Source organism: Kitasatospora sp. NPDC051984, from assembly GCF_044593455.1.
GTDB lineage: Bacteria > Actinomycetota > Actinomycetes > Streptomycetales > Streptomycetaceae > Kitasatospora.
The window spans coordinates 1-24,068 of the sequence record NZ_JBIUCB010000040.1; the positions used below are offsets into that span (position 1 = coordinate 1).

The 24,068-nt window shown below is 73.5% G+C and carries 22 protein-coding genes and 1 pseudogene; 7 read left to right on the forward strand and 16 right to left on the reverse strand.

The features are described from left to right. Window positions 1-1,962 (reverse strand): hypothetical protein (locus tag ACIHEI_RS35690; RefSeq protein WP_396609706.1); only part of this gene is annotated, 1,962 nt, incomplete at its 3' end. A 609-nt stretch (window positions 1,963-2,571) separates the two neighbouring features. On the opposite strand from ACIHEI_RS35690, the gene ACIHEI_RS35695 reads away from it, so the two are divergent. After that, a complete protein-coding gene (locus ACIHEI_RS35695; RefSeq protein ID WP_396609707.1) occupies window positions 2,572-2,841 on the forward strand; it encodes a hypothetical protein in 270 nt (89 codons plus the stop codon). Between the two features lie 109 nt (window positions 2,842-2,950). On the opposite strand, the gene ACIHEI_RS35700 is transcribed toward ACIHEI_RS35695, so the two are convergent. The 3 genes from ACIHEI_RS35700 to ACIHEI_RS35710 all read right to left on the reverse strand — a co-directional run bounded on the left by ACIHEI_RS35700 (window position 2,951) and on the right by ACIHEI_RS35710 (window position 5,087). Then, a complete protein-coding gene (locus tag ACIHEI_RS35700) occupies window positions 2,951-3,280 on the reverse strand; it encodes a DUF1330 domain-containing protein (protein ID WP_396609708.1) in 330 nt (109 codons plus the stop codon). A gap of 143 nt (window positions 3,281-3,423) precedes the next feature. Next, window positions 3,424-4,002 (reverse strand): GNAT family N-acetyltransferase, encoded by a 579-nt coding sequence (locus ACIHEI_RS35705; RefSeq protein ID WP_392954165.1) that lies wholly within the window; start codon window positions 4,000-4,002, stop codon window positions 3,424-3,426. Between the two features lie 134 nt (window positions 4,003-4,136). Continuing rightward, window positions 4,137-5,087: an MBL fold metallo-hydrolase gene (locus ACIHEI_RS35710; RefSeq protein WP_396609709.1), complete on the reverse strand. Its 951-nt coding sequence runs from the start codon at window positions 5,085-5,087 to the stop codon at window positions 4,137-4,139. A gap of 243 nt (window positions 5,088-5,330) precedes the next feature. Between ACIHEI_RS35710 and ACIHEI_RS35715 the strand changes: the two genes are divergently transcribed. The 3 genes from ACIHEI_RS35715 (at window position 5,331) to ACIHEI_RS35725 (ending at window position 11,758) form a co-directional block, all read left to right on the forward strand. Beyond that, window positions 5,331-7,724, forward strand: a complete 2,394-nt coding sequence (locus ACIHEI_RS35715) for a hypothetical protein (RefSeq protein WP_396609710.1) — start codon at window positions 5,331-5,333, stop codon at window positions 7,722-7,724. 772 nt (window positions 7,725-8,496) lie between these two features. After that, window positions 8,497-11,010 (forward strand): class III lanthionine synthetase LanKC, encoded by a 2,514-nt coding sequence (gene lanKC / locus ACIHEI_RS35720; RefSeq protein ID WP_396609711.1) that lies wholly within the window; start codon window positions 8,497-8,499, stop codon window positions 11,008-11,010. A gap of 82 nt (window positions 11,011-11,092) precedes the next feature. Next, a complete protein-coding gene (locus tag ACIHEI_RS35725; RefSeq protein WP_396609712.1) occupies window positions 11,093-11,758 on the forward strand; it encodes a LuxR C-terminal-related transcriptional regulator in 666 nt (221 codons plus the stop codon). On the opposite strand, the gene ACIHEI_RS35730 is transcribed toward ACIHEI_RS35725, so the two are convergent. The 3 genes from ACIHEI_RS35730 to ACIHEI_RS35740 form a co-directional block, all read right to left on the reverse strand. After that, window positions 11,734-12,219, reverse strand: coding sequence for a hypothetical protein (locus tag ACIHEI_RS35730; protein ID WP_396609713.1), 486 nt, complete (start codon window positions 12,217-12,219; stop codon window positions 11,734-11,736). The two genes, ACIHEI_RS35725 and ACIHEI_RS35730, sit on opposite strands and share 25 nt — an antisense overlap. Before the next feature lie 29 nt (window positions 12,220-12,248). Further along, entirely contained in the window at window positions 12,249-13,046 is a 798-nt protein-coding gene (locus ACIHEI_RS35735; protein ID WP_396609714.1) for a nucleotidyltransferase domain-containing protein, read from the reverse strand. 132 nt (window positions 13,047-13,178) lie between these two features. Then, a complete protein-coding gene (locus tag ACIHEI_RS35740) occupies window positions 13,179-14,183 on the reverse strand; it encodes an alpha/beta fold hydrolase (protein WP_396609715.1) in 1,005 nt (334 codons plus the stop codon). A gap of 270 nt (window positions 14,184-14,453) precedes the next feature. Here ACIHEI_RS35740 and ACIHEI_RS35745 point away from each other — a divergent pair, with 270 nt between their 5' ends. After that, complete coding sequence (locus ACIHEI_RS35745; protein ID WP_396609716.1) at window positions 14,454-15,260, forward strand: helix-turn-helix domain-containing protein; 807 nt, start codon at window positions 14,454-14,456, stop codon at window positions 15,258-15,260. On the opposite strand, the gene ACIHEI_RS35750 is transcribed toward ACIHEI_RS35745, so the two are convergent. From ACIHEI_RS35750 to ACIHEI_RS35785, 8 genes and pseudogenes are all read right to left on the reverse strand, one after another. Beyond that, a complete protein-coding gene (locus ACIHEI_RS35750; protein ID WP_396609717.1) occupies window positions 15,250-16,464 on the reverse strand; it encodes a sensor domain-containing protein in 1,215 nt (404 codons plus the stop codon). The genes ACIHEI_RS35745 and ACIHEI_RS35750 overlap by 11 nt on opposite strands. Window positions 16,465-16,516: 52 nt before the next feature. Beyond that, window positions 16,517-17,881, reverse strand: coding sequence for an FtsX-like permease family protein (locus ACIHEI_RS35755; protein WP_396609718.1), 1,365 nt, complete (start codon window positions 17,879-17,881; stop codon window positions 16,517-16,519). Further along, the gene (locus tag ACIHEI_RS35760; protein WP_396609719.1) at window positions 17,878-18,522 is read right to left on the reverse strand and encodes a hypothetical protein; all 645 of its coding nucleotides are present in this window, start codon (window positions 18,520-18,522) and stop codon (window positions 17,878-17,880) included. Before ACIHEI_RS35760 ends, ACIHEI_RS35755 begins: the two co-directional genes overlap by 4 nt. Next, window positions 18,522-19,277, reverse strand: a complete 756-nt coding sequence (locus ACIHEI_RS35765) for an ABC transporter ATP-binding protein (RefSeq protein ID WP_396609720.1) — start codon at window positions 19,275-19,277, stop codon at window positions 18,522-18,524. The genes ACIHEI_RS35760 and ACIHEI_RS35765 overlap by 1 nt, the downstream gene beginning before the upstream one ends. Before the next feature lie 98 nt (window positions 19,278-19,375). Then, entirely contained in the window at window positions 19,376-19,513 is a 138-nt protein-coding gene (locus tag ACIHEI_RS35770; protein ID WP_396609743.1) for a hypothetical protein, read from the reverse strand. Window positions 19,514-19,743: 230 nt separating this feature from the next. Beyond that, window positions 19,744-20,007 (reverse strand): annotated as a pseudogene (locus ACIHEI_RS35775) (hypothetical protein); the annotation flags it as partial. A gap of 151 nt (window positions 20,008-20,158) precedes the next feature. Beyond that, window positions 20,159-20,824, reverse strand: coding sequence for a peptidylprolyl isomerase (locus ACIHEI_RS35780; protein ID WP_387641869.1), 666 nt, complete (start codon window positions 20,822-20,824; stop codon window positions 20,159-20,161). A gap of 155 nt (window positions 20,825-20,979) precedes the next feature. After that, window positions 20,980-21,489, reverse strand: a complete 510-nt coding sequence (locus tag ACIHEI_RS35785; protein WP_387641866.1) for a hypothetical protein — start codon at window positions 21,487-21,489, stop codon at window positions 20,980-20,982. Between the two features lie 274 nt (window positions 21,490-21,763). On the opposite strand from ACIHEI_RS35785, the gene ACIHEI_RS35790 reads away from it, so the two are divergent. Together ACIHEI_RS35790 and ACIHEI_RS35795 are read left to right on the forward strand one after the other, a co-directional pair. Then, complete coding sequence (locus ACIHEI_RS35790; RefSeq protein WP_396609721.1) at window positions 21,764-22,312, forward strand: EF-hand domain-containing protein; 549 nt, start codon at window positions 21,764-21,766, stop codon at window positions 22,310-22,312. A 90-nt stretch (window positions 22,313-22,402) separates the two neighbouring features. Beyond that, window positions 22,403-23,128 (forward strand): hypothetical protein, encoded by a 726-nt coding sequence (locus tag ACIHEI_RS35795; protein WP_396609722.1) that lies wholly within the window; start codon window positions 22,403-22,405, stop codon window positions 23,126-23,128. A gap of 177 nt (window positions 23,129-23,305) precedes the next feature. Here ACIHEI_RS35795 and ACIHEI_RS35800 read toward each other — a convergent pair whose 3' ends face one another. Then, window positions 23,306-23,881, reverse strand: coding sequence for a hypothetical protein (locus ACIHEI_RS35800; RefSeq protein WP_396609723.1), 576 nt, complete (start codon window positions 23,879-23,881; stop codon window positions 23,306-23,308). Window positions 23,882-24,068: the final 187 nt, after the last annotated feature.

Here is a 24,068-nt window from a genome sequence, read left to right on the forward strand (position 1 = left end):
GGCAACATGGTCGTCCGAGACGGTCACGTTGTGGACAACGGCGGTGCCGGTGTTCGTGACGGTGTACGTGTAGCCGACGGTCTCACCCACGTGGACGGGGCCTGCGGTGTCTGCCTGCTTGCTCAGGGCGAGGGAGGACGGGCCGATGACTGTGACGGTGGCTTCTGTCTCGGGGGAGGTGATTGGCTCGCCGTTGGATGTGCCGTGTGCTGTCGCGTGGTTGGTGGAGCGGCCGGCTGCGGCGTCGGCTGCGGTGATCACGTAGGTGCCGTGGCATTCTGTGCTGTCGCCGGGGCTGCCGCGGGGGGCCAGGGTGGTGGTGTCGCAGGTGATGTTGGTGATCTTGTCGTCGGTCACCGAGAGGTTCGTCACCTCGGTGCCGCCGGTGTTGCTCACCACGTAGGTGTAGGGGACGGTGTCGCCCACGTTGAAGGGCTCGGGGGCGTCCACGTGCTTGACGATCTCGATGCCCGGCGGGGCCACCACGGGGATGTCCTCGGTGGATGGTGGCGATGTCACGGGATCGCCGTCTGCGGTGCCCGTGGCTTGGGCGGTGTTGACGACGTGGCCTGCGGCGACGTCTCCTGCGGTGACCAGGTAGGTCGCTGTGCAGGTGACTGTCTTGCCCGGTTCCAGCACGGTCACGGGGCAGTTGATCGGACCGACCTTCGGGTCGTTGACGGCCAGGTTGTTGATCGGGATGGTCCCGGAGTTGGTGACGACGAAGTCGTACGGGATCGTGCTGCCGATCGTGAGGTCGGCGGGCAGGGGCTGGTGGGCCTGCTTGACGAGGTTGAGTTCGGGCAGTGGCTGGTCGGTGCCGATCACCACGTTGCGGATGAGGTGCACGTCCGTGAACAGGCCGGTGGAGCCGGCGAAGCCGAACTTGTAGGTCGGGGGGACGGGTTGCGGCGCGGGGGTGCTCAGCACCTGGTGCGGGCCTGTGCCGTCGTTGAAGTCGACGCTGATGGTCAGGACCGGGTTCGGCGCCGGGGTCATGTGGACGTTGACCCGGCGGCGGGACGGCTCCAGCAGTGCCTGGGCCTGGGCCGGCGTCACGCCCGGCGGCAGGGCGGTCAGCGGGCCCTGCAGGTTGCCCGGCAGGGTGGACGGCCACGGGCCGGTGGTGGTGAAGTTGCTGGTCGTCGCGGTCAGGAAGCAGTAGCCCTCGAGGCCGTTGCCCGGGCCGCGGACGGTGACCATGTTGGGTCCGGGCGCCGGGACGTGGAAGCCCGTTCCGGCCGGGGAACGCTGGCCGGGCGGGCAACCGTTGCCGCGGTGTTCCCAGTCGCCGAAGTAGTTGCCGAGGACGTCGAGTCCGACGCCCAGGTAGCCGCCGTCGACGCCGGGCAGGAAGGTCAGGTTCGGGTTGTCGTCGGGCAGCTTCTGCGCGTAGCCGAGGCTGCCGCCGAACGCGCCGGGGTGATCGAGCGAGACATCGCCGTTGACCAGGAAGAACGAGATGCCGTCCGCCGGGGTGGCGGGCGTGGTGCTGCCGTACTGCCACTGGTCGAAGCTCACGTCCAGACCGGCGTTGGCCGGCAGCGCCTGCTCGAAGAGCACCGCGCCGTTCTGGTCGTTGCTGGAGTCGGTGATCCGCAGGTAGCCGAACGGCGAGCCGTCCAGCGGCGGCACCGGGCCGACCTGCGGGAGCGGGCAGCCGCCCAGCGGGCGGCCGTCCGGCCCGAGGGGCGAGGTCGGAGCACCCGTCAGACACGCCGAGCCGACGGCGACGAACCTCGGGTCCGCGGTCGCGCCGGTGAAGTCCTCCTGCAGGAGGGGCGAACCAGTGGCTCGGACACGCTCCGGCATGGCCACCGCTCGGGGGCGTTCAGGGGCGGCGGCCTCGGCGCCCCACGAGGCGACCAGGCTGGTACCGACCAGGCCGAGTGTGGCTGCGGCGCTGATGAAGCGGGCCGTTCGGGATTTGAGCCGCCACGGTCCGCGGAAATGTCTCGTCATGCCCTTGACTATGTACAGCTAATACCAAGTGTTATCAATTATTACTATCAGTGGACCTGGCGAATCGCTCGGATGCCCGAACGCGGGATGCCAACCCGGCATCAGCACTGCCGCGACCACGGGGGCCTGATGAGAACTCAGGAGCGCGACGACCGGACACCCTCGAACGGGCCAGGCGGCGAGGTACGCACGCCGCCGACGACGCCCGGATCGGGATCGCCGGACGGGCGCCTCGATGGTCCCGCCGCGCGAGCAGTACCGCTCCCGGCCTCGGCCCGCCACTCGCGCCGAACATCGTTCCGCGCTCGGAGGACGCGCGCAGGGTTCGACCACTGCGGCACCCTGGCACCCGTGAGCGCCGCGCTGCGCCATCTGTCGTGTGATGAAAGTGATCTGACGATCTGTTAGGTAAATCAGAGCGCTTCCCGGGCGACCACCCAGGGGTGAACCTTCGAACCTCCCCTCCCCCGCAGGCGCAAGGGTTCTGAGGATCCGTCAGGACCAGACGGCCGCACGGCCCTTTTGCGGGCCTCCGGATCCCGTGGCGTTCTGGAATCGGCAGGACCGACACCGCGCCCGCCACCGACCAACTTCTCGGAGGAGATTCTCATGCGTGCTCTCAAGCGTGTTCTGGCCGTCAGCGCCCTCGCCGCCCCCCTCGTCCTCGGCTGCGCCGGACTCGCCTCTGCCCACGGCCACGAAGGCCACGAGGGCGCGGAGTTCAACCAGGGTCAGTTCATCGCCAACGAGGAGGGGGCCGGCGAGGCCAAGGTCCACTCCGAGGTCGACCCGTGCGGCGTCGAGCACTCCAAGGGCTGGGTCTTCGCCGGTGACGAGGGCGTCGAGGGCTCGCACACCGAGTCCGGTGCCCACTTCTAAGGGCTGACCTCAGCATTCGCATTCAGGTGCCCGGCGGGAATCCCACCCGCCGGGCACCGGCGTGTCCCGGCCGGCGGGCCCGACGGCACGCCGGCCGGGAGGGGCGGGCTCAGTGCTCGTCGAAGCGGTGCCCGGCCCGGTAGCCGGCGGGGACGCCGTCGGCGATGATCACGTCGGCCGTCATGTGGCGGGTGCGCAGGGGCAGGATGTCCTGGTAGGCGGGTGAGGTGTACCAGGCGTGGGCCTGCTGGTAGTCGGGGAACTCGATCATGATCAGGCCCTTCCGGCCCCAACTGCCCTCGATGGTCTCGAACTTGCCGCGGTGGACGAGGAAGCGTCCGCCGAACGCGTCGAGGGTGGCGTCGATGCGCCGCAGGTATTCGACGGTGTCGGGGCAGACCTCGACGGAGTGGACCTGGGCCAGGGCGTAGGCGGGCATCGTGGTGCTCCCATGCGGTCGGGGCGGCTGACCTCGATGACGCTACGCAGCGGCGGGACGGGGCGAATCCGTCATGAATCAGTCGGCCGGTGCCGCCGCACGTCCGCCCGGCCGTCGGACAGCCGGGCGGGGCAGGTGATGGGTCAGGCGTTCCACTCGCGGGCGAGGATGGCGTAGACGTATTCGGTGCCCCAGCGGTCGCCGTCGAGGTCGTTGTCGATCAGGTGGGCCTCGCGGCGCATGCCGAGGCGTTCGCAGACTCGGACGGAGGGGGTGTTGAGGGCGTCGAGCCGGGCGAAGAGGCGGTGAACTCCCAGGGATTCGAAGGCTGTTGTGGTGAGGGCGCGGGCTGCTTCGGTGGCGTAGCCCTGGCCGGCGTACTGCGGGTTGAAGACCCAGCCGATCTCGGCCTGGCGGGCGCGGGCGTTGGTGAGGGTGACGACGACCTCGCCGACGACGCCCGGCTGGTCGGCCCGGCAGACGGCCCAGAGGAGGCCGTCGTTGTCGGCGCTCCAGCCGGCGTGGACGCCGCGGGTGGCGATGGAGGCCTCGTTGCCCTCGCGGGTGAGTGCCGGGCGGTAGAGGTAGCGGACGACCTCGGGCAGGCACTGGTACGCGTAGCGGTCGTCGGCGTCGGCGGCGGTGAACGGGCGCAGGATCAGCCGCTCGGTGGTGATGGTGGCCGGGATGGTGGCCTGGAGGTGCTGTGCGGCCTCGGTCATGGGTCCCCCTGGTGGTGTCGTGCGGTTCGGCGCACGGTGGCAGGTGGTGCCACCGTGGCGTCCGCACACCATAGTTGACGGTTGGGCGGCAGATTTCGAAGGCCGGGGCGGCCTCGCAGGCGGGGCCGGGGCGGTCAGGCGCGGAGGCGGAGCGGGGTCAGGTGTTCGGGGCGGATCAGGCGGGTCTGGGGGGAGAGTTCGCGGGTCTGGTTGATGAGGCCGTCCAGGTCCATCCCGGTGTCGTGGACGGCCGGCTCGGTGAGCGGGGTCTCGAAGGAGTCCCAGTGCACGGGGATCACCGTGCGGGGGTGGTCGAGGGCCTTGAGGAGCCGCGGTACGTAGCGGTGGACGCTGTGGGCGTTGGTCTCCGCCGACAGCATGGCGATGTCCGGCTTCAGTCCGGCGTAGTGCTGTTCGGAGAAGTCGGCGGCGCCGGTCAGCAGGGCGGACGGGCCGTCACCGAGGCGGACCTGGAAGGCGAGGGTGTCACCCTCCGGGAGGTCGCCGATGGTCCGCGGGGCGGTGGCGGGCGGGCCGGTGAGGGTGCCTGGCACCCAGTACTGGTGCTTGGCGTTGCGGCTGTGCAGGCTGGCGACCACCTGGACGGTGAACCCGCCGAAGTCGAGGTATTCGCCGCCCTTCACCACGATCAGCTGCTCCGGTTTCACCCCCATCGCGCGGAGCAGGTGGCAGGCGGTGGCCGTCCCGACCACCTGCACGCCGTGGTGCTTGGCGATGTACGGGACGTCGTTGAAGTGGTCCCAGTGGCAGTGGCTGACCAGGACCAGGTCCGGCTTGCCGATGTGCTGGTCGATCAGGTCGGGGGCGACGGTCAGTTTCGTCTTCGGGTCGAAGTCGTTCGTCGGGTACCGCGTGATGTACGGGTCGAACAGGACGGTCTTCCCGTTGCCCTCGATCCGCCATCCGCTGTTGCCGAGCCACCGGTAGACGGTCTCGCCGCCGGTCGGTGCCGGTTCGTCCGTCTCGGCCGCGGCCGCGACTCCGGCGCTCGCGCCGACCGCGGCGCCTGCTCCGACTCCGGCCACCGGCAGGAGGGCCGCTCCCGCGACCGCCGTGCGCAGCAAACCCCGTCGTCCTACTACCGTGTTGTCATTCATGCGTGGGCAGACGATCACATCAGACCGCTTGGTTCCGGCTTTTGACGGATCGTCACTCACGTACTTCCGCGCACCGCCGGAGAGCGGGATCCTCGTTCGGAAGGTTCGGGTGGGGCGATGGCGGCGGATCGCGGTCCGGCCGGCACTGCTGCGCGCTAGGGTGTCCCCGCTGCGTTCGGGGGCGAACGGGGCGAGACGGGGAGGACTTGTATGGGTGAGGACCGGGCCAGCGAGCTGATCGTGCCGGACGGGCCGGGCGAGTCGGTCGTCGAGGGGTTTGTGCCGCCGCGTCCGCCGGGGTACCGGCCGTATCCGCGGATGTCCCGGGAGCAGTGCGCGGAGGCGGTGCGGCGCGGGGGCTGGCTGTTCAAGGCCGACGAGGGCCACGACCCGGACGGGCGGGTGCCGGTGGGGGTCGTGGAGGGGGCCTGGCAGGTGGACGGCGACGGTTTCCCGTTGCGGTTCTGGCCGAACCCGCGGTACGGCGCGCCGGAGCCGGAGCAGCCCGTCGCGGACGGCGCGGCGCCGCTGCCGCCGTTGCACGCCGGGCGGCGCCCGGCCGGGCGGGCGCTGCTGGGCTGGCTGGAGGACCCGCAGGCGCCGCGGCTGTGCCGGGTCGCCGGGTCGGGCGGCAGTGGCCGCAGTCACCTGCTGCACTGGCTGGTCGCCGCGTGCCCGCCGGACCATGCGCACTCCGGTCGGCGGGTCGAAGTGGCGCTGTCCGCCGCCGAGTTGACCGTGGACCTGTTCGTGTGGCGGCTCGCCGGGCTGCTGGGTGTGTCGGCGGCCGGGCCGGAGGAGCTGGTCGCGGCGTTGATCGACGGGGTGCCGCGCGTCCTGGTGGTGACCGACCTCGACCGGGCGGGTTCCGGTCTGCTGCCGGATGCCGCGCGGCGCATCGCGGCCGAGGTGTTGCGGCCCTTGCTGCGGGTGCCGTGGCTGCGGATCGTGGTGGAGTGCGCCTCCGACACGCCGGCGGCGGCCGCGCTGGACGTGCCGGCCGCCGTGCTCGACCTCGATCAGCCGCAGTGGACCGACCTGGAGGCGTTCACCCGGTGGGCGACGTCCCTGGCCGGACGCCGACTCCCGGCGGAGGTCTACCCGTCGCCCGCGCTGGCGCTGCTGGCCGCCCGCACCGGTGACGGGATACTGCTCGACGCGGGCGCCCCGCTCGCGCGGCGGGCCGAGACGCTGGCCGAGACGTGGTGGGAGTCGCTGCCCGAACTCGTCCGGGCTCCGGTGGTGGCGCTGGCCTCGGTCCGGGGCGCTCTCGACGAGGAGCTGTGGGGCGAACTGCCCGGCAGCCTCGGCCCGTTCGCGGTGGAGCAGGCCGTCGAGCTGCTGTTGCCCGCCGACCACGAGGGGCGCTACCGGGTCTGGCCGGACTCCTTCGCCGAGCGCCTCGCCCGGACCGGACTCGACCACCTGTCGATCCGCCAGAACCTCCTGCCGGAGGAGCAGCCCGGCCCGAAGGACGCCGACCGGCTCGATCTGGTGCTGCGGCACGCCGTCCGGACGTCGGCCCCGGTCGACGACCTGCTGGCGGACCCGGCGTTCCTGGTGCACGCCGATCCGCTGGCGGTCGGCCTCGCGGTGGAGCACGGGGTGGCGCTGCGGGCCGCGAACGGTGCGGAGTCGGGGGACGGCGGCGCCGTGCACCGGGCGTGGTGGCCGGCCGGGCCGCGGGTCATCGCCGCCGCGGACCCGGGCGAGCGCGCGTCCGCGCTGCACTGCTGGACGGCCGGTGAGGGCGGCGACCTGTCGGAGCGGTTCGCGCAGCTCGCCGGGCAGGGCTGGCGGGCCGGCTGGGCGTTCGCGCGCCGGACCGACCCGGTGTACCTGATCGCGCGGCACAACGCCCCGTCGCACGAGGGGCAGCTCGCGGTCGCCGTCGGCTGGGACATCGGGGCGATCGACCCTGCCACCGGTCGGCCCTCGGGCGGCTCGCCGCTCCGGCTGACGGACCGTTCCACCGTCGCGCTGGCCACCGGCCACGACGGCAGCACGTACGCACTGCGGCACAGTGGCGCCGTCGAGGAGATCCGCCCCTCCGAGCTGTCCGGCCCGTCCGGCGACGGGATGCGGCGGCTGCTGGCCTCGATGGACGCCGGGGCGACCGCGATCGCCGCGCGGGGCGGCGAGCAGCGCGCCGTGGCGGCCGGGGACGCGGCGGGAGGCGTGCACCTGCTGGAGGACCGGGACGGGACGGAGGCGGTGCGCAGTGACGCTCCGCTCCACGACGGGCCGGTGACCGCGCTCGATCTCGCCCACCACGGCGGGCACCACCTGCTGATCACCGGCGGCGCCGACGGCCGGGTGCAGGCGTGGATGCCGGGCCGCGGCCCGCTCTCCCCGCCGCTCCCGGCCCGGGACGTCCCCGTCACCGCGGTCGCCGTCGCCACCACGCCGGGCGGCCTGATGTGCGCGGCCGGGTGGGCGGACGGCCTGGTCCGCGTGGTGCTGGCTGGCGCCGAGCGGGTCACGCATGATCTGGCGATCGGCGCGGCTGCGGTCGGGCTGGTGATCACCGACGGGGGCCGCGTGGGCGTGGCCACTGCGGCGGGTGTCCTCGGGATCGACCTGGCGGGAGCGGCGCGGGCCTGAGGGTTCGGCGGGTGAGGACGCGGGCGGCACCGAGTGGAGGTCGCGCCCGCGATCCCGCCGCGCGCCGGGGCCTGTCGGGTGCGGGTGCGGACGACGGGCAGGCGTGGTGGGCTGCGCCGAACCGGCCGCCCGCGGCCAAGCGTTCGGCGGGGGTGGGGTCAGGTGCGGGGGCGGAGGGTCAGGTCGCTGACGGTGGCGTCGTGGGGGTGGTCGGTGCTACCCGTCGGTGCTACCCGGGCGGGGTGTCCTGGAAGACCGACAACCGGCCAACTGGGGCCTTTCCTGGGCGTGTTGTCCGAGGTGGGGCGCGCGGTGACGCTCCCACGCCGGGCGTGCGCGGCGGTGCGGGCACGCCTTCGAGGGTTGCGGCGCGCCGGTCGGGTACCGGACAGCGGGTGCCGGGTCGGGGCCCGTTCGGCGGGCGTGTGCGCTCCGACGTTGCGCCGAGGTGCGACCGGGGCGCGGTCGCTCCGGCGCGTGCGACGGGGGGACGGGCCCCGGCCCGGTATCGCCGCTGGCGGGACGGTGCCGCGGGCGGGAGCGGGCTCGCGGTTGCGGCGGCGTCCGGCATGGGAAAGCGCAGGTAAAGGGAGGGTTCGGGGGCAGGTGTGCGGGCCGGTGGCATGCGCCTGCGGGATCCGGCCAACCCTCGCCGGGGCTCTTTCGGCGCTCGCGCCCGTCCTTGCAGACTCTCGGTGACGGTCGGCCGGACGTCCCCCGCGTCGTCGGAAGCCGCGTCACATTCCCCCGCGAGGCGCCATGGAGCGATCCGATGGACATGCGCTACGAGGCGTACACCTACGCCGATCCGGTCTTCTACGACTCCCCGGTCCAGTGGGCGGCCCGCGACGAGTTCCCGGCGGCTGCCGGGGCCGCGCCGGACGGCTGGGTTCGCGGCCTGCGCGAGGCGTGGGTGGGCTACCGGCCGGGCGCAGTGCCATTGCCGGAGCAGGGGTGGAGGATCCACGTGTCGGCCTGTCCGGAGAACGCGCCGCGGATCCTGGAGGTGGTGCGGGCGTACTGCTTCGGGCACGGGGTGGCGTTCGAATTCCTGCGCAGCCCGGCGTTGGTGCGGCTGCAGAACGCCGAGTACGCCCCGCGCGACTCCAGTGGGACGTTCCTGACGCTGTACCCGGCGGACGACGCACAGTTGGAGCGATGTCTCGGCGGGCTGGACGAGGCCCTGGCGGGGGCGCCCGGCCCGGGCATCCCGGGCGGTCTGCGGTGGCGGCGCGGTCCGTTGTACCTGCGCTACGGGGCGTTCGCCGAGCAGTGGTGCCGCACCGGGGAGGGCGAGGTGGTGGCGGCGCTGCGCGAGCCGTCGGGCGTGCTGCGTCCGGAGGTGCGGCGGGCGGCGTTCGACCTGCCGGAGTGGGCGCCGGTGCCGGCGGTGCTGGCCGGGGCGGTGGCGGGCGCGGGGCTCGGGAGTGTCGACGGTTTCCCGTTCACGGTGGAGCGGGTGCTGCACGTCTCGAACGGTGGCGGGAGCTACCTGGCGCGGCCGGTCGGCGGTGGCGAGCGGGTCGTCCTGAAGGAGGGCCGCCCGTTTGCGGGCCTCGATCGGCGTGGTGAGGACGCGGTGCGGCGGCTGGCGCGCGAGCAGCGGGCGTTGGAGGCGCTGGCGGGTCTGGACGCGGTGCCGGCCGTGCTGGGTGAACTGACGGCGCGGGGGCACCGTTTCCTGGTCCGGGAGTATGTGGCGGGCGAGGGGTTGCACCGCTGGTTCGGCCGGCGCTTTCCGCTGGTGCGCGCGGAGGCGGACGAGGTGGCGGTGGCCGCGTACCGGGAGGAGGCGCTGGCGGTGCTGGACGCGGTGGAGCGCGCGCTGCGTGCCGTCCACGGTCGGGGCATCGTCCTCGGGGGTCTGCATCCGCGCGATGTGGTCGTCCGCGAGGACGGGTCGGCGGTCTTCGTCGACTTCGAACTCGCCTCCCCGGTGGGAGAGTTCGTGCACCCCGGGGTGGGTGAGGCCGGGTTCGCGGCGCCGGCGGGGGTGGCCGGGTTCGAGGTGGACGAGTGTGCGCTGCGGGCGCTGCGGATGTGGGCGTTCCTGCCGCTGGTGCCACTGACTGCGCTGCATCCGGCGAAGGGAGCGGCGCTGGCCCGTTCCGCCCGGAAGCGTTTCGAGCTGCCGATCGGCTACCTGCCCGAGGGCGGGTCGCGCGGGGAGGCTCAACTGGCCGCTGTGGAAAGCCTGTTCGGGGATGGGCGGGAGGGTTGGCCGCGGCTGCGGAACGGGCTGGTGGCGGCGATCGCCGGGAGTGCGACGCCCGAGCGTGCCGACCGGCTGTTCCCGGGCGACCCCGCGCAGTTCACCCACGACGCCCTGGGTCTGTCGTACGGCGCGGCGGGCGTCCTGTGGGCGCTGCACTCGGTGGGCGCGGGCGTCGATCCGCGGCAGGTGCGGTGGCTGGTCGACGCGGTGGAGCGGCGGCCCTGCCGGCCCGGACTGTTCGTCGGCGCGCACGGCGTCGCGTGGGCGCTGGACCGGCTGGGCCGGCGCGGGAGCGCGCTGGAGCTGTTGCGGCGCCTCGAGCGGGACGACGAGCCGGGTGCCGGGCCCGGGCTGTCGGCGGGCCTGGCCGGCATCGGGCTGGCGCGGTTGCACTTCGCCCGCGTCACCGGTGACCGCGCGCTGCTCGCCGCGGCCGTCGACAGTGCCGACCGGGCCGTTGCCGCCCTCCGGCTGGGCGAACCCGCGCCGGCGCCCACGGCCCGGCCCGGGCTGCTGCACGGCGCGAGCGGGACCGCGTTGCTGCTGGTCCGGCTGTTCGAGGAGTGCGCGGACCCGGCCCTGCTGGACCTCGCCCGGGCCGCCCTCGACCAGGACCTCGCGCGCTGCGTCGTCGCCGAGGACGGCACGCTGCGGGTGGACGGCCGGACACCGGCGTGCTTGGAGTCCGGCAGCGCGGGCATCGCCGCCGTCGCGCACGCCCTGCTGCGGCACCGCCCCGATTCCGTGCTGGCCGAGCGGGTGGGGCGGCTCCGGGCCGCCGCAGAACCGGAGTTCGTCGCGCAGCCGGGCCTGTTCAACGGGCGGGCCGGGCTGCTCGCGCTGCTCGCCCTGGACCCTTCCGGGCCTGCGCCGGACGATGAGGTGATCGACCGTCATGTTCGCCGCCTGGCCTGGCACGTACTGCCTCGGCAGGGCCAACCTGCGTTTCCCGGCGAGCAGTTGATGCGCCTGTCGATGGACCTGGCGACCGGCACCGCCGGGGTGCTGACGGCCCTGGCCTCGGTGTACGACGGCAGCGCGCCGATGCCGTTCTGGCCGGCCGGCAACTGAACCGTCCACACGGGCGGTTCGGCGGATCGGGGGGTGACGGCCTGTCGGTCGGCGCGCGGGGGCGGTGCGTCACAATGAGCGGATGACGGACGATCGGCTGCGGGTGGTGCTGGCGGAGGACTCGGCGGTGCTGCGGGACGGCCTGGCGGAGTTGCTGACCGTGCGGGGGCTGGAGGTGGCGGCGGCGGTCGGTAGCGGCGAGGAGTTGCTGGCGGCGGTGGCGGAGTACCGGCCGCGGGTGGCGGTGGTGGATGTGCGGATGCCGCCGACGCACACCGACGAGGGGGTGCGGGCGGCGTTGCGGATCCGGCGGCGCTGGCCGGAGGTCGGGGTGCTGGTGTTCTCGCAGCACCTGGAGACCGGCTGGGTGACCCGGTTGCTGGCGGACGGTGCGGCCGGCATCGGCTACCTGTTGAAGGAACGGGTGGCCCGGACCTCGGAGTTCGTCGACGCGCTGCACCGGGTGGCGGCGGGCGGCACCGCCCTCGACCCGGAGGTCGTCACGCACCTGATGCGCGCCCGCCGGCGCAGTGCGGTGGGCGAGTTGACGGCCCGTGAGCGCGAGGTGCTGGCGCTGGTGGCCGAGGGCCGTTCCAACCGGGCGGTCGCGCAGCAGCTCTCGGTGTCGGAGCGCGCGGTGGAGAAGCACGTCGCCTCGGTGTTCACCAAGTTCGACCTGCATGCCTCGCCTGCGGACAACCGTCGGGTGCTGGCGGTGCTGGCCTACCTCGCCGAGACGGGCGCCTGAAGGTCAGCGCGGGAGGCGGAGCTTGGCGGCGTTGGGATGCGTCGGGTCCGCCCGCCCTCGGCCAGTGCCGCCACGACCGTCCCGACCGTCGCGGTCTGGGCGGCGTGGAGCCGGCACCAGTTGGACGCCGCGAGCAGCTCGTCGGCGTCCCACGGTTCGTCCAGCGTCACCGCCCGCAGCAGCGTCCACTCGCGCAGGCGCCCGGAGACGAAGTCGCCCGCTGCCACGGGCCCGGTCATCTCGTCGCGCCAGGCCGGGTAGCCGGGGTCGGTGGGCAGTGCGGCGGCCCGACCGTCGAGGTATTCGCGGACCGCGCTGTTGGCCATCGCCGTGTCGGGGTCGGTGAGCAACCGGGCGATCAGTGCGGCCGCGTCCTGCGGGGACGCCTCGGCGAACTCCGCGAGGTAGCGGGCCCACCGGATGTGCTCGTCCGGTTCCCGGTCCCAGTACTCCCCCGTCATCACCGCTCCTGTCGTTCCCCGCGCGTTGTTCAGTGGGCCTGGTCGATGACGTCCTGGAGGTACTGCACGGCGAGTTTCTCCGCGTGGTGGCGCCGTTCGACCGTCGCTTCGCCGTCCTGTTCGGACCAGCGGCGGTAGAGGTCGACAGTGACGAGGAGCGCCTGCCCGGCCTCGTGGCGATCGTAGCCGCACAGCGTGGCGCGGAGGGCGCGAGCCTCCTCGGGGGCGACGGTCTCCAGGCGGCGCACGCCGCGCGGGTCCGCGCCGGCCCGGCGGGCGGCGAGCGGCCCGAGGACGATGCCGCGCAGCTGGGCGAGGACGCCGATGGTCTCGAACAGTTCGCCGCGGCCGAGCTTCGTCGCGCCGTAGTGCACCCAGACCCAGAACCGGTCCTCGATCCACTGGGGATCGAACTCCTGGGCGGCGGGCGGCTGTTGGGCGAGGGCTCCGGCCAGCAGGCCGTCGCGGTCCCAGAGGATTTCCGGGTCCTCGATCCGCGAGGCGAAGTCGGAGACCCGGACGAACTTGAAGTCCACGTGCAGCAGCGGCGGCCCGACCAGGGAGACGATGAGGCGGGGCTCGCCGACGTGCTCCCCGGTGAACCCCGCCACCAGCGGTGCCCAGGAGCCGATCAGCGCCAGCCGTTCCCCCATGACCGCGTCGTACGCCGCGTCGTCGATCACCACGATCAGGTCCACGTCCGAGTAGACGTCGGAGTCGCCCGTCATGATCGACCCGCCGATCGCCGCACCGGCGACGCGTGCGTCCTGCCGGATGCGCGGGAGCGTGTCGTCGAGGAACTTGCTGTGCAGGGCGGGGATGTCCATCTGCTTTCCTTCCGGCCGGAGCAAAGCAGACCAACGTAGCACCCGACGGGGTGTCACCGGTCGGATTTGTGCGCGCAGTTCGACGGCGACGACGGCGGGTCCGCCGCCCGGTGGGCTGCCGATCCGGGGTGATCAGTGTGGCGCGGTTTCGATGGCGAAGCCGTGGAGGAGCGTTCCGGTGCTGTCGGGGTCCTCGATCATGGGGCTGTGGCCGACGCCGTCGAGGATCTCGATGCGGGCGCCGGGGACTTGGCGGTAGTCCTGGGCGAAGGAGGGACGCCAACGGTGGTCCTGCGAGCCGAAGACCACCAGGGTCGGCAGGCCGAGGCCGGAAAGCCGGTCGGGGATGGGCCGTTCCTTCACGTACGCGCTGGACGCCTCGTCGGTCGCGGTGAGGCTTCGGTAGGTCATGCCCCGGACGTCGGCGACGATCCGGTCGGGGATCTTCACCTCGCGGGTGAACGCGGAACTCAGCGCGGCGCGGATGGTGCCGTCGGTACGAAACCGCCAGAAGAGTTCCGCCACCACCGGCGTGGACAGCAGGTGAGCGGCGAAGCTGTCGCCGAGGTACGCGTCGAGGCGCGGGCCGGTGTCGAGCAGTGCGATCGCCCCCACCAGGGCGCGGCGCTGCTCGGCCAGCGCGGTGGCGACGGCACCGCCGGTGGAGTGCCCGACGACGGTCGCGCGGTGCACCCCGAGTTGGTCGAGCGCGGCACCGACCCGGCGCGCCTGCTCCTCCATGCCGTAACCACCGGCCGGTTTGGCCGATCTGCCGTGCCCGAGCAGGTCCACCCGCACCACGTGCAGGTCCCGCAGCGCCGGCAGGACCGGGTCCCACCACGCCGTCGAGCCGCCGAGGCCGTGCAGGAGCACCACCGTGGGCGCGCCGGGCGGCCCGTCCTGGACGACATGGAGGTCCCCACCGGGGATGTGCACGATCTGGTCGCCGGAGGCCCCCGCCGTCTGGCCGCGCACGGACACCGTGTTCCCCGTGAGGAGGAGGGCCAGCACGCCGGCGGCGAGCAGGGCGATCCGCCACCGGCGGGTCCGCGCCCGCCGTCGGCGCGGGACGTTCGGGGCCGCCGCGTCCGGCCGGCTGTGGGGGTGTTTGTTCTGCGGGGCGTTCGGCTCGTTCATGATTCCTCCGTCGGTTGGCTTCGGTGCGAGGTGCGAGGTGCGCGGCGCGCGGTGTCGGTGCGACGTGCGAGGTGCGCGGTGTGCGGCGCGAGGTGCGCCGCGTGCGGTGCCACCACTCTTGCGGTGGCGGGCGCGGGGAGTCTTGGAGAAATGTCGCGTCTCGCACGGTGGTTGATTCCGCTGCCGAGCCGCTCGTACCGTCGAGGCGTGCACCCTGTTGTCCGGACGGCAGACCCCACCGCTGCCTGGGAGATCGCGCGACCGTCACGAGTGACCGTGCTGCCCGGTGTCGAAATGGCCGGGTTCCGCATTCGCGGTGACCGCCCGATCGACCTACGAGTCATTCCTCACCCGGCCGTCACCGTGGCTCTCGATTTCGGTGACCGCCCGTTCGACATCCGCGGCGCGGAAGGCCGGATGCGGTCGGAGAGCCTGGCCGCCGGGCTCGGCTTCCGTGCCTTCCAGGTGTGCGTCGAGGGCGCCGACTGCGTGCAGATACGCCTGTCTCCGCTTGTCGCGCACCCCGTACTCGGGCTCCCGCTCGCCGAGTTGCGCGGGAGCGTCGTCGCGCTCGACGACCTGTGGGGCCGTGCCGTGCCACGCCTGCGGGAACGGCTTCACCAGGCGCGAACCTGGCCGGAGCGGTTCGCGCTGATCGACACCGAGCTGATGACCCGGTTCCGTGCGGGCCCGGGGGTCGATCCCGAAGTGGCCTGGGCCTGGCGCCGGATCGTCGCCGGCCACGGACAGACCCGGGTGAGCGAGCTCGCGGGCCTGCTCGGTTGGAGCCGCCAGCGCACGTGGTCGCGCTTCGGCTCGCAGACCGGCCTGACGCCCAAACGCGCCGCGATGCTGGTCCGCTTCGATCGCGCCGTCCACCGCCTGGTCCGCGGGGACGCTCCCGCGCAGGTGGCCGTCGACGGCGGCTATGCCGACCAGTCCCATCTCCACCATGACGTCCGCGCGTTCAGCGGGACAACTCCCGCCGGTGCCGCGCACGAACCGTGGCTGGCCGCCGACGACCGGGCCTGGCCGGCACGAGGCGGCACCGAGTGGCCGTCAACGGTCAGAGGGTGAGCGGCAGTTCGGCCGTGATGACGGTCGGGCCGCCCGGTGGGCTGGTGATGCGGAGGGTGCCGTCGACGGCGGCGAGGCGGGTGGTGAGGCCGTGGAGGCCGTGGCCGGGGGTGGGGGTGGCGCCGCCGGGGCCGTTGTCGTGGAGGGTGAGGCGGGCCCGGGTGGGGGTGGTGGTGAGGGTGAGGGTGGCGGCGGTGGCGGTGCTGTGTTTGGTGATGTTGGTGAGGAGTTCGGCGGCGCAGTACCAGAGGGTCTGTTCGACGGCTTCGTCCGGGCGGCGGGGCAGGTCGAGGTGGAGGGTGACGGGGACGGCGCAGCCGGCGGCGAGGGCGGGGAGGGCTTCGGGGAGGCCGCCGTCGAGGCCGGTGGGGCGGAGGCCTTGGGTGAGGGCGCGGAGTTCGGCGATGGTGTCGTCGGTCTGGGTGCGGGCGCGGTCGAGCAGGGTGCGCAGGCGGGGGTCGGCGGGGGCGTGCTGGGTGAGGGTGTCGTCGGCGAGCGAGAGGGTGATGGCGAGGGCGACCAGCCGGGCCTGGGTGCCGTCGTGGAGGTCGCGTTCGAGGCGGCGCAGCCTCTCGGTGCCGGTGGTGAGCAGGGTGTGGCGGGCCGCTTCGAGGTGTTGGACGCGTTGTTGGGTGCGCGCCGGTCCGAGCAGGTGGCGGGCCAGCCGGCGGTTGGCGTCGGCGGTCAGGCGGACGAGGGGTGGGGTGAGGGCGAACAGGGCGAGGCCGAGCAGTGGGGCGGCGAGGTCGAGCGGGGTCGCGGGGTGCGGGCCGTCCTCGAGCAGGCGCAGCCAGAGCGGGAAGCCGAGCAGCCAGGCGCTGCCCAGTGGCAGCAGGACGGCGGCGAGGCCGAGTACGCCGAGGGGCAGGCGCAGCAGCAGGTAGCCGAGGGTGCGCCAGGCGACGGTGTCGGTGAGTGCGGCCCTGATCCGGGCGGTGGCCCCGTGCGGACGGGCGGCCGGGCCGGGCGCGGGGACGGTCTCGTCGAGCAGTCGGCCCGTCAACCACCGGTTCGGCAGGCCGAGTTGGCGGGCGCCGGTGAGTGCGAGCGCGGTGACCGGCAGTCCGACGACCGTCAGCGAGAGCAGCACCCCCGCATACAGCGCGGCCAGCGCGTAGGCCGCGCCGAGCAGCGCCACCGGCAGTCCGAGCACCAGGAACGCCACGTCTCCGGGTCGCACCGCCCACCAGCGTCGCATCCTCATCGGCCCAACCTCCGTCTCCCGTACCGGTGATCATGATCTCCCGGCGACGGGCTCATTCGTGCGCGCTGCCCGCCGGGGCCCGCCGCATCGCGGCAACTGCGGCCGCCAGCACGGTGGGTACGGTGAGCAGGGCGGCCGCGGCGGCGATCCAGGCGCAGGTGGTGACGGGGACGGTCGGCACGGCGTGTCCGGTGGCGCCGATGCTGAACGCGGCCGTGGTGGTGGCGGTGACGGCGCCGCCGAGGAGCAGGCCGAGGGCGGCGGTGACGGCGGCTTCCAGGGTGAGGACGCGCAGGACGTCCGCGCGGGTCGCGCCGAGCAGCCGCAGCAGAGCGAACTCACGGCGGCGTTCGCCGGTGAGTGCGGCCAGGGTGGTGACGGTGGCGATCGCGCCGAAGGAGCTGAGCAGGCCGAGTTCGGCCTGGCGCAGCCAGGTGTCGGTGGCGGAGGTGGCGCCGGTGGGCGGGCCGGCGGCCGCGTGCAGAGCGGTGGCGGTCATGGTCGCCATGGTGGCGGAGAGGCCGGTGAGCAGGGCGATCGGGACGACCGCGGAGGCGAGGCGGCGGGCGTAGCCGCGCAGGTTGGCGTCGGCCTGCCAGCCGGTGGCGGGCAGCAGGGTGCGCAGCGCCAGGCCGAGCGGGGCGGTGGCGAGCGGGGCGAGCAGCGGGCCGGCGAGGGCGACGCCGGCGAGCAGGACGAGGGTGGCGAGCAGCGTCGCCTGCGCGGCTTTGTCGACGTCGGCGGGCGGCCGGGTCGCGGCGAGGCGCACCAGCAGCGCTCCGCCGGTGAGGGCGGCGGCCGCGGCGAGCAGGCGAACGGGGCCGGGCCGCCGGTCCGGGCCGGAGCTGTCGGCGAGGGCCGCGGCGGGCGCGGGCGCGGTGACCTGGCGGGCGGTCAGGGTGGCGGCGAGGGTGACGACCAGCAGGGTGAGCGCGGTGGCGGCGGCTGCGGCGGGGAGGACGGCGCCGAGCCGGGCGTGTGGGGCAGCCATCATGCGGTGCTGGAGCGCGGCGAGGAAGGTGCGGGCGGCGGCGGTACCGAGCAGGGCGCCGGGGGCGGCTGTCAGGACGAGCGTCAACGCGGCCTGTCGGCGCAGCAGTTGGCGGATCTGTCGGGGGGTGGCGGCGACGGTGCGCAGCAGGGCGAGGTCGCGGTACTGGTGGCGCAGAGCGAAGCCGAGCGTGTTCAGGGCGACGAAGAACGCCACCAGTACGGTGATTTCGCCGAACGCCCCGGCGATCAGCCCGAGTCCGGGCCCGCGCACCTCGCGCCGGTCGGCGGCCGGTACGCCGTGCTCGGCGAACAGCAGCGCGCCGAGTGCGGTGAGGGTGGCGACGGCGAGCAGCAACGCGGCGGCGAGACCGGCGAACCCGGCGGGGCGGCGGCGCAGTTGGCTCCAGGCGAGCACGGTGGTCATCGCGCCTCGCCTCCCGTCGTGGCGAGCGCGGTGGCGGCGGCTGGGGCGGGGAGGGTGGCACCGATCCCGGCGCGCGGGGACGCCATCGTGGGGTGCTGGAGTGCGGCAAGGAAGGCGCGGGCGGCGGTGGTGCCGAGCAGCGCGAGCGTCAACGCGGCCTGTCGGCGCAGCAGTTGGCGGACCCGTTGGGGTGTGGCGGCGACGGTGCGCAGCAGGGCCAGGTCGCCGTACTGGTGGCGCAGAGCGAAGCGCCGGGCGGGCGCAGCCAGTGCAGTGGCGGCGGCGAGCAGCAATGCGATGGCCAACCCGGCCGAGCGACACCGTAGTTGGCGCCGGACGAGCACCGCGCCCATCACGCCTCGCCCCATCGCAGCGCGCCCGCCGGCAGCAGCCTGCCCGGCGAGCACGCCGACCGCGGTGGCGACAGCGAGCAGCGACGCGACGACCAAACCGGCCGAGCGACACCGTAGTTGGCGCCGGACGAGCACCGCGCCCATCACGCCCCGCCCCAGCGCAGCGCGCCCGTCGGCAGCAGCCTGCCCGGCGAGCACGCCGAACGCGGTGGCGACAGCGAGCAGCGACGCGACAACCAACCCGGCCCGGCGGCCCCGCAGTTGGCGCCGGGCAAGTACCGTACTCATCACACCTCGCCCCCCGCCGCAGCCAGCGCGTCGGCGACCTGGCGGGCCGTCGGGTGGTGGAGTTCGTCGACGAGTTGGCCGTCGGTGAGGAGCAGGACCCGGTCGGCGTGTGCGGCGGCGGTGGGGTCGTGGGTGACCATGACGCAGGTGGTGCCGTCGTGGTCGACGGCGGTGCGGAGCAGGTGCAGGATTTGGGTGCCGGTGGTGCGGTCGAGGGCGCCGGTGGGTTCGTCGGCGAACAGGACGCGTGGGCGGGAGACCAGGGCGCGGGCGATTGCGACGCGTTGTTGTTGGCCGCCGGAGAGTTGGGCGGGGCGTTGGCGCTCGCGGCCGGCCAGACCGACCCGGGCGAGGGCGTCGTGGACGGTGGGGCGGGCGGGGCGGTGTCCGGCCATGCGGCCGGGGAGTTCGACGTTCTGGGCGGCGGTCATGCCGGGCATCAGGTTGAACGCCTGGAAGACGAAGCCGACTTGCTCGCGGCGCAGTCGGGCGAGGCGGCGTTCGGGCAGGGTGTGGATCGCGGTGGGGCCCCACCAGATCTGCCCGCGGTCGGGGCGGTCGAGGCCGGCCAGGCAGTGCAGCAGGGTGGTCTTGCCGGATCCGGACGGGCCCATCACGGCGGTGAACGTCCCCGGCCGGAATTGGACCGTCACGCCGCGCAGGACGGGGACGTCGCTGCCGCCGCGCCGATAGCCGCGGTGCACGCTTTCGGCGCGGACGGCGAGCTCCACTTCGGTACTCGTTGCGCTGTTCATGTGTTCATCGTGCGTCGCGGGGAACTGCTGTTTCGCCCGTGCCAGCACCCGTTCTCGGGGTTCGGAAAACCGCACCCCCGCGCCGCGAGAGACCGGGGTCAGGTCGGGCCGTCCACCCGGGCAAGGGTGTGTCCGCGGGCAGGCAGGCCCTCGATCACGCCGGGCAGGGCGTCGGCGGTCTGTGAGCGGTCGCCGCTGCCGCCGCCGTCGGGCATCGGGCATCGGGCATCGGGCATCGGGCATCGGGATCAGTGCGCCGGGCCGGGCCCGGTCGGACGGCTCGACGTCCCACAGCACCACGGTGGCCTCGCTCTCGGTGAGCCGGCGCAGCACGTCGGGGGTGCGGGAGCCGTACGGCGGGCGGAGCATTCGCGGGCCCGCCTCGCCGACGGGTTTGGCGATCGCCTCGTCGGTGCGCCAGGGCGTGCGGGCCGCCGCAGAAGAACGCCGCGGGAACGGCGCACCCGTCGAGGACGTCCAGGATCCGGCCGGTGTACGGCGGGTTGGGGCCGTCGTCGAAGGTGGGCTCGACGACGGGGCGTCGGCGGTCGCCGGAGAACGGGCAGCGGCCGGCGCGGCGTGTGCCTTCCGGTGCGGGGATGCCGGCGTCGATGCCGGCGAAAATCTGCGCGGCGTGGCGGCCGGGGCGGAGCCGAAGCCTGGGCACGCGGGCAGCACACACGGGCCGGCGCAGCGTCAGGCCGGCGCTCATCAGGCCGCCGTCGAGCATGCGGTTGGTGGAGTCGATCACCGCCAATAGGCTTTTCGCCGGTGGCGGCGAACTCCCTTTGCCGGCCGAGCAGATGGTCGGCGAGGGCACTGATCCGGGCGGCGGGGACGCGGGGCGGCCCACCGCGAGTGGTGGGCCGCCCAGGGCCGGGTCAGTGGCTGGAGATGCTGACCTTGCGGAAGTCCACCCGCAGGTTCGGGAAGCCGTCGCCCGGGGCGTTCTGGTCGTCCTCGCCGCCGGCCGCGATCTTCTGCAGCACGTCGAGCCCGCCGGTGATCTGGCCGAACGGGGTGTAGTTGGGCCGCAGCTTGGTGTCCTTCCAGACGATGAAGAACTGGCTGCCGTTGGTGTCCGGGCCCGCGTTGGCCATTGCGACGGTGCCGGCCGGGTAGGTCGCCCCCTCGAGGTTCTCGTCGGGGAAGGAGTAGCCCGGGCCGCCGCTGCCGGTGCCGGTCGGGTCGCCGCACTGCAGCACGTACAGGCGCTGGGTGGTGAGGCGGTGGCAGTGGGTGCGGTCGTAGTAGCTGCGTTCGGCGAGGAACCGGAACGAGAAGGTGGTGCAGGGGGCCTTGTCGGTCAGCGCCTTGAAGGTGATCGCGCCCTGGGTGGTGCGCAGGGTGGCGCTGTACGGCTTGGCCGCCTTCTTCGCGTCGAAGACCGGGATGCCCTTGAAGTTGTCCGCCGGCACCGCGGGCGAGTACACGCACCCGGCGCCGGCGGTGGTCGCGGCGGCCGCGGGTTCGGCGGCCACCGCGGTGGTGGAGAGGGCGAGCGGCAGGGACAGGGCGGTGAGCAGCGCCCAGGACTTGCGCTTCATTGTGCGGTTCCCCCAAGGGAGTTGACGGTTGTCGCCCGTCGGACGTGATCAGGGACCTGCCATACCTGCCCACTCAGGCCCCACCCACACCCCGCACCGCAACAGTCGCACCCTTGCCGCTCGCCGGTGTTCCCTTGCGTCCCCTCCGGGGAGGGTCAGTGCCCCCAGGCGGAGAACTCGGCGACGGCGTTGTTGCCGCCGCCACCGGCCGGCTGCGGGACGTAGAACATCAGGTCGGTGCCGTTCGAGTCGTAGCTGTTCGAGCCCACGTACGGGTTGTCCCAGTGGACCTGGATGATCCGGCCGTTCAGCACCGGGTTGGCGCAGCTCTCGGCGTAGAACCGGGCGTAGCCCTCGGTGCCGGTGGCGAAGCCGTTCGACTCGGACGCCCAGCTGCCCTGCTGCCCGTTGTAGATGTGCACCGGCGGCTGGCTGGTCCAGATGCCGTGCGAGAGCCACCAGTTCTCGCGGGTGAGGGTGCAGCCGGTCCAGTTGTTCAGCTTGACCGCCGTGCTGCGGGCGGCAGTTGTGAGGGCCGGCGCGGCGGCGGGCGACTTGGCGGTGGCCGCCTCGGTGGTGGTGGCGGCGGACGCGGTGCCGGTCAGCGCGACGGTGAGCGCGGCGGCGGCCGCGAAGGCGCCGGCGATGCGGGCGTAGGTTCCCATGGGTTCTCCCCCCGGAGTGGTCCGCCGGTCTCTCCGGCGGCCATGTCACTACTGTGGGCCGCCGCAATAAACCTCCAATTGACGGACACATAACGGCCACATTCATCGGCCCGCCCGCCGCACCGGGCCCACACCGAAAGGGTGGCCGCGCGCATGGCCTCTCGTGCGCCCCCGGAGCGGGGCAGGCCAGGGGCCGCGCCACGGTGCGCCGGTGCGGGATCCGACCGAACGGAAAAGGATCAAGGCAAGTGCACCCCGAGAGAGGCTGTTTACCTTGGCCAGCGAGTTCCAGCGCAGCAAGCTCACCACCATGTTCCAGGCCTTCGACACCGACCGGAACGGCTACCTGGATCAGGACGACTTCCAGGACCTCGCCGACCGCTGGCACCGGCTGCCCCGGGTCGCCGACGATCCCGAACTCGCCGCGCGGGTAACGGAAGTGACGCTCGGCTGGTGGGACCATCTGTCCGCGGCGGCCGACCGCGACGGCGACGGCAGAGTCGGCCTGGACGAGATCCTCGCCATGGTCGACCGCCTGCCCGCGATGCTCGAATACGTCAACGCCACCTCCGACGCGGTCTTCGACGCCGTCGACGAGAACGGCGACGGCCGGATCTCCCGCGCCGAGCACCGCCACCTGGTCGACACCTGGCACGGCCGCGCCATCGACACCGGCGACGTCTTCGACCAGCTCGACCGGGACGGCGACGGCCACCTCGGCCGTTCCGAATTCGCCCTGCTCTGGGCACAGTTCTGGATCAGCGACAACCCCACCGACCCGGGCAACCTGCTCTGCGGGCCGCTCCCCGAGCCCCCACACTGACCGTTCCGAGCGCTGTTGAATTTTGCATGTTCATGGATACCCTCTCCGCGGGCGGCGCGAACGGTCCGCACCGCGGAGGAGGGGGTCGGGGTGGACAGGATCGCCACTGAGAACCGCGAGTTGACGTCAGGTCAGGTCCTCGCGCCCGGGCTCGATCCGGTGCTGGCGGACCGGGTGACGGAGGCCCTGCTGCTGGCCGGCCTGCCGGTCGCGCACGGCGGCCACGGGCCGGGCGTGCACCTGGTGCCGAACGGCGGGGCAATCGCGCTGCGCTGGCTGGCCTCGCCCCGGCTGGAGGACGCGGCGACGGTGGGCGGCGGGCAGAACCCGGCGGCCACCGCCCGTCAACTGGTCGCCGACGCCCTCGAGAACGCACTCGCCGAACTGCTCCCCGCCTTCGACCTCGACGCGGAACGCACCGACGCCCCGGCCCGAACCACGGTGCGCGGCTCTGCCGCCCGGCCGGACACCGGCCCCACTCCCCCGCCGTCCGCCCCGGCCGCACCGCCGCCGGTTCACCCCGGCGTCCGGGCCGAGATCGTCACGGCCGTCCGCCGCAGCGCGACCCTGGCAGGCCTCCCGGTGGCCACCCGCCCGGGCGGCGCGGGCATCACCCTGAACGACTGCGATGCGGCCGGCCTGGCCGACCTCGGCTGGAACCCCTCGCCGCGCCTCGCCGCACCGGACTTGACCACCGCTGTCCAGGACGCCATGCGCCACGCCCTCGGCATCGCCCTGCGCGCCACCGGCCTCGACCTCAGCTGGCACCGCCCGTCCGGCCGCCCGGCCCAACTCCGCGCCCACGGCCCGGCCTGAACCACGCACCGGTGCCAGGCCGCAGGAGTCGGCAACTCCGTTGGCACGACGGCAATATGCGCACGCCACCACCCAACTCGAATCGCGCGACACGGACTTCACGGAACACGTCCAAGCGGCGACGCCACCGACGGGCCGAGGCCCACCGGCAGCGCCACCGCGGACGTCGAACCGCTGTCAGGAGATGCTGAAGTCACCGGTGAAGTCGGCGTCCTTCACACCACCGCCCGGGGCGCCGATGGTGCATTCGATCCCACCGGCGACCAGGCTGGTCTTGAAGGTGCCGGTGAATCCGTGCCCCTTGAACTGGCCGCTGCGCACCTGGCCCGACACATGTCCGACATTGAGGGCGGAGTTGTCGATCTGGACGTCGAGGATGCTCTCCGCCGTTTCGCCGTCCTCCTCGGTCCATTCGATCTTGGCGCTGCCCTTGCCGCTGCCCGAGCTGCCGCTGGCCAGACAGGAGAGGGAGACGTCATCGAAGCTCATGGTGAGCTTCGCGGTCATGATGTCGAACTTGCTGAAGTCGTCGCACGCGCCTTCCTGGCCCTGGTAGGAGACGTGCTGTGCACGCGGGAGCAGCTCCACGCCGGGGTTGAAGTGGACCTGGCCGGCGGCCTGGCACGAGACCTTCACGGCCGCCGGTGCGGCGCTGGCCGCCGCCGGGGCGACGAGGGCCGCGCCGAGGGGCAGCACGGCGCACGCGGCGGCAACGGCGGCCTTACGGGCACGGGAACGGGAAGTGCGGAGCATGGGCGTTCCTTTCGGGGAACGGAAGGGGAATTCGGCCGAACCGGCGGCCGAGACCCATGATGCGCACACAAACGAGCTTCGCGGCTGGCCGTGCTGGGCCAACCGTCTGAATCAACTCGCACGGTTCTTCGCCTGATTCAGGCGTTTCCACGGGCTTCGGCGGGCCCGCCGACCGCTGCCGCGATCT

Coding starts and splice junctions, on each gene's coding strand:
- ACIHEI_RS35695 (WP_396609707.1), top strand. CDS start 2,572: ATGCGTGCTCTCAAGCGTGTTCTGGCCGTCAGCGCCCTCGCCGCCCCC.
- ACIHEI_RS35700 (WP_396609708.1), bottom strand. CDS start 3,280: ATGCCCGCCTACGCCCTGGCCCAGGTCCACTCCGTCGAGGTCTGCCCC.
- ACIHEI_RS35705 (WP_392954165.1), bottom strand. CDS start 4,002: ATGACCGAGGCCGCACAGCACCTCCAGGCCACCATCCCGGCCACCATC.
- ACIHEI_RS35715 (WP_396609710.1), top strand. CDS start 5,331: ATGGGTGAGGACCGGGCCAGCGAGCTGATCGTGCCGGACGGGCCGGGC.
- lanKC (WP_396609711.1), top strand. CDS start 8,497: ATGGACATGCGCTACGAGGCGTACACCTACGCCGATCCGGTCTTCTAC.
- ACIHEI_RS35725 (WP_396609712.1), top strand. CDS start 11,093: ATGACGGACGATCGGCTGCGGGTGGTGCTGGCGGAGGACTCGGCGGTG.
- ACIHEI_RS35730 (WP_396609713.1), bottom strand. CDS start 12,219: ATGACGGGGGAGTACTGGGACCGGGAACCGGACGAGCACATCCGGTGG.
- ACIHEI_RS35735 (WP_396609714.1), bottom strand. CDS start 13,046: ATGGACATCCCCGCCCTGCACAGCAAGTTCCTCGACGACACGCTCCCG.
- ACIHEI_RS35740 (WP_396609715.1), bottom strand. CDS start 14,183: ATGAACGAGCCGAACGCCCCGCAGAACAAACACCCCCACAGCCGGCCG.
- ACIHEI_RS35750 (WP_396609717.1), bottom strand. CDS start 16,464: ATGAGGATGCGACGCTGGTGGGCGGTGCGACCCGGAGACGTGGCGTTC.
- ACIHEI_RS35755 (WP_396609718.1), bottom strand. CDS start 17,881: ATGACCACCGTGCTCGCCTGGAGCCAACTGCGCCGCCGCCCCGCCGGG.
- ACIHEI_RS35760 (WP_396609719.1), bottom strand. CDS start 18,522: ATGAGTACGGTACTTGCCCGGCGCCAACTGCGGGGCCGCCGGGCCGGG.
- ACIHEI_RS35765 (WP_396609720.1), bottom strand. CDS start 19,277: ATGAACAGCGCAACGAGTACCGAAGTGGAGCTCGCCGTCCGCGCCGAA.
- ACIHEI_RS35770 (WP_396609743.1), bottom strand. CDS start 19,513: ATGCCCGATGCCCGATGCCCGATGCCCGACGGCGGCGGCAGCGGCGAC.
- ACIHEI_RS35780 (WP_387641869.1), bottom strand. CDS start 20,824: ATGAAGCGCAAGTCCTGGGCGCTGCTCACCGCCCTGTCCCTGCCGCTC.
- ACIHEI_RS35785 (WP_387641866.1), bottom strand. CDS start 21,489: ATGGGAACCTACGCCCGCATCGCCGGCGCCTTCGCGGCCGCCGCCGCG.
- ACIHEI_RS35800 (WP_396609723.1), bottom strand. CDS start 23,881: ATGCTCCGCACTTCCCGTTCCCGTGCCCGTAAGGCCGCCGTTGCCGCC.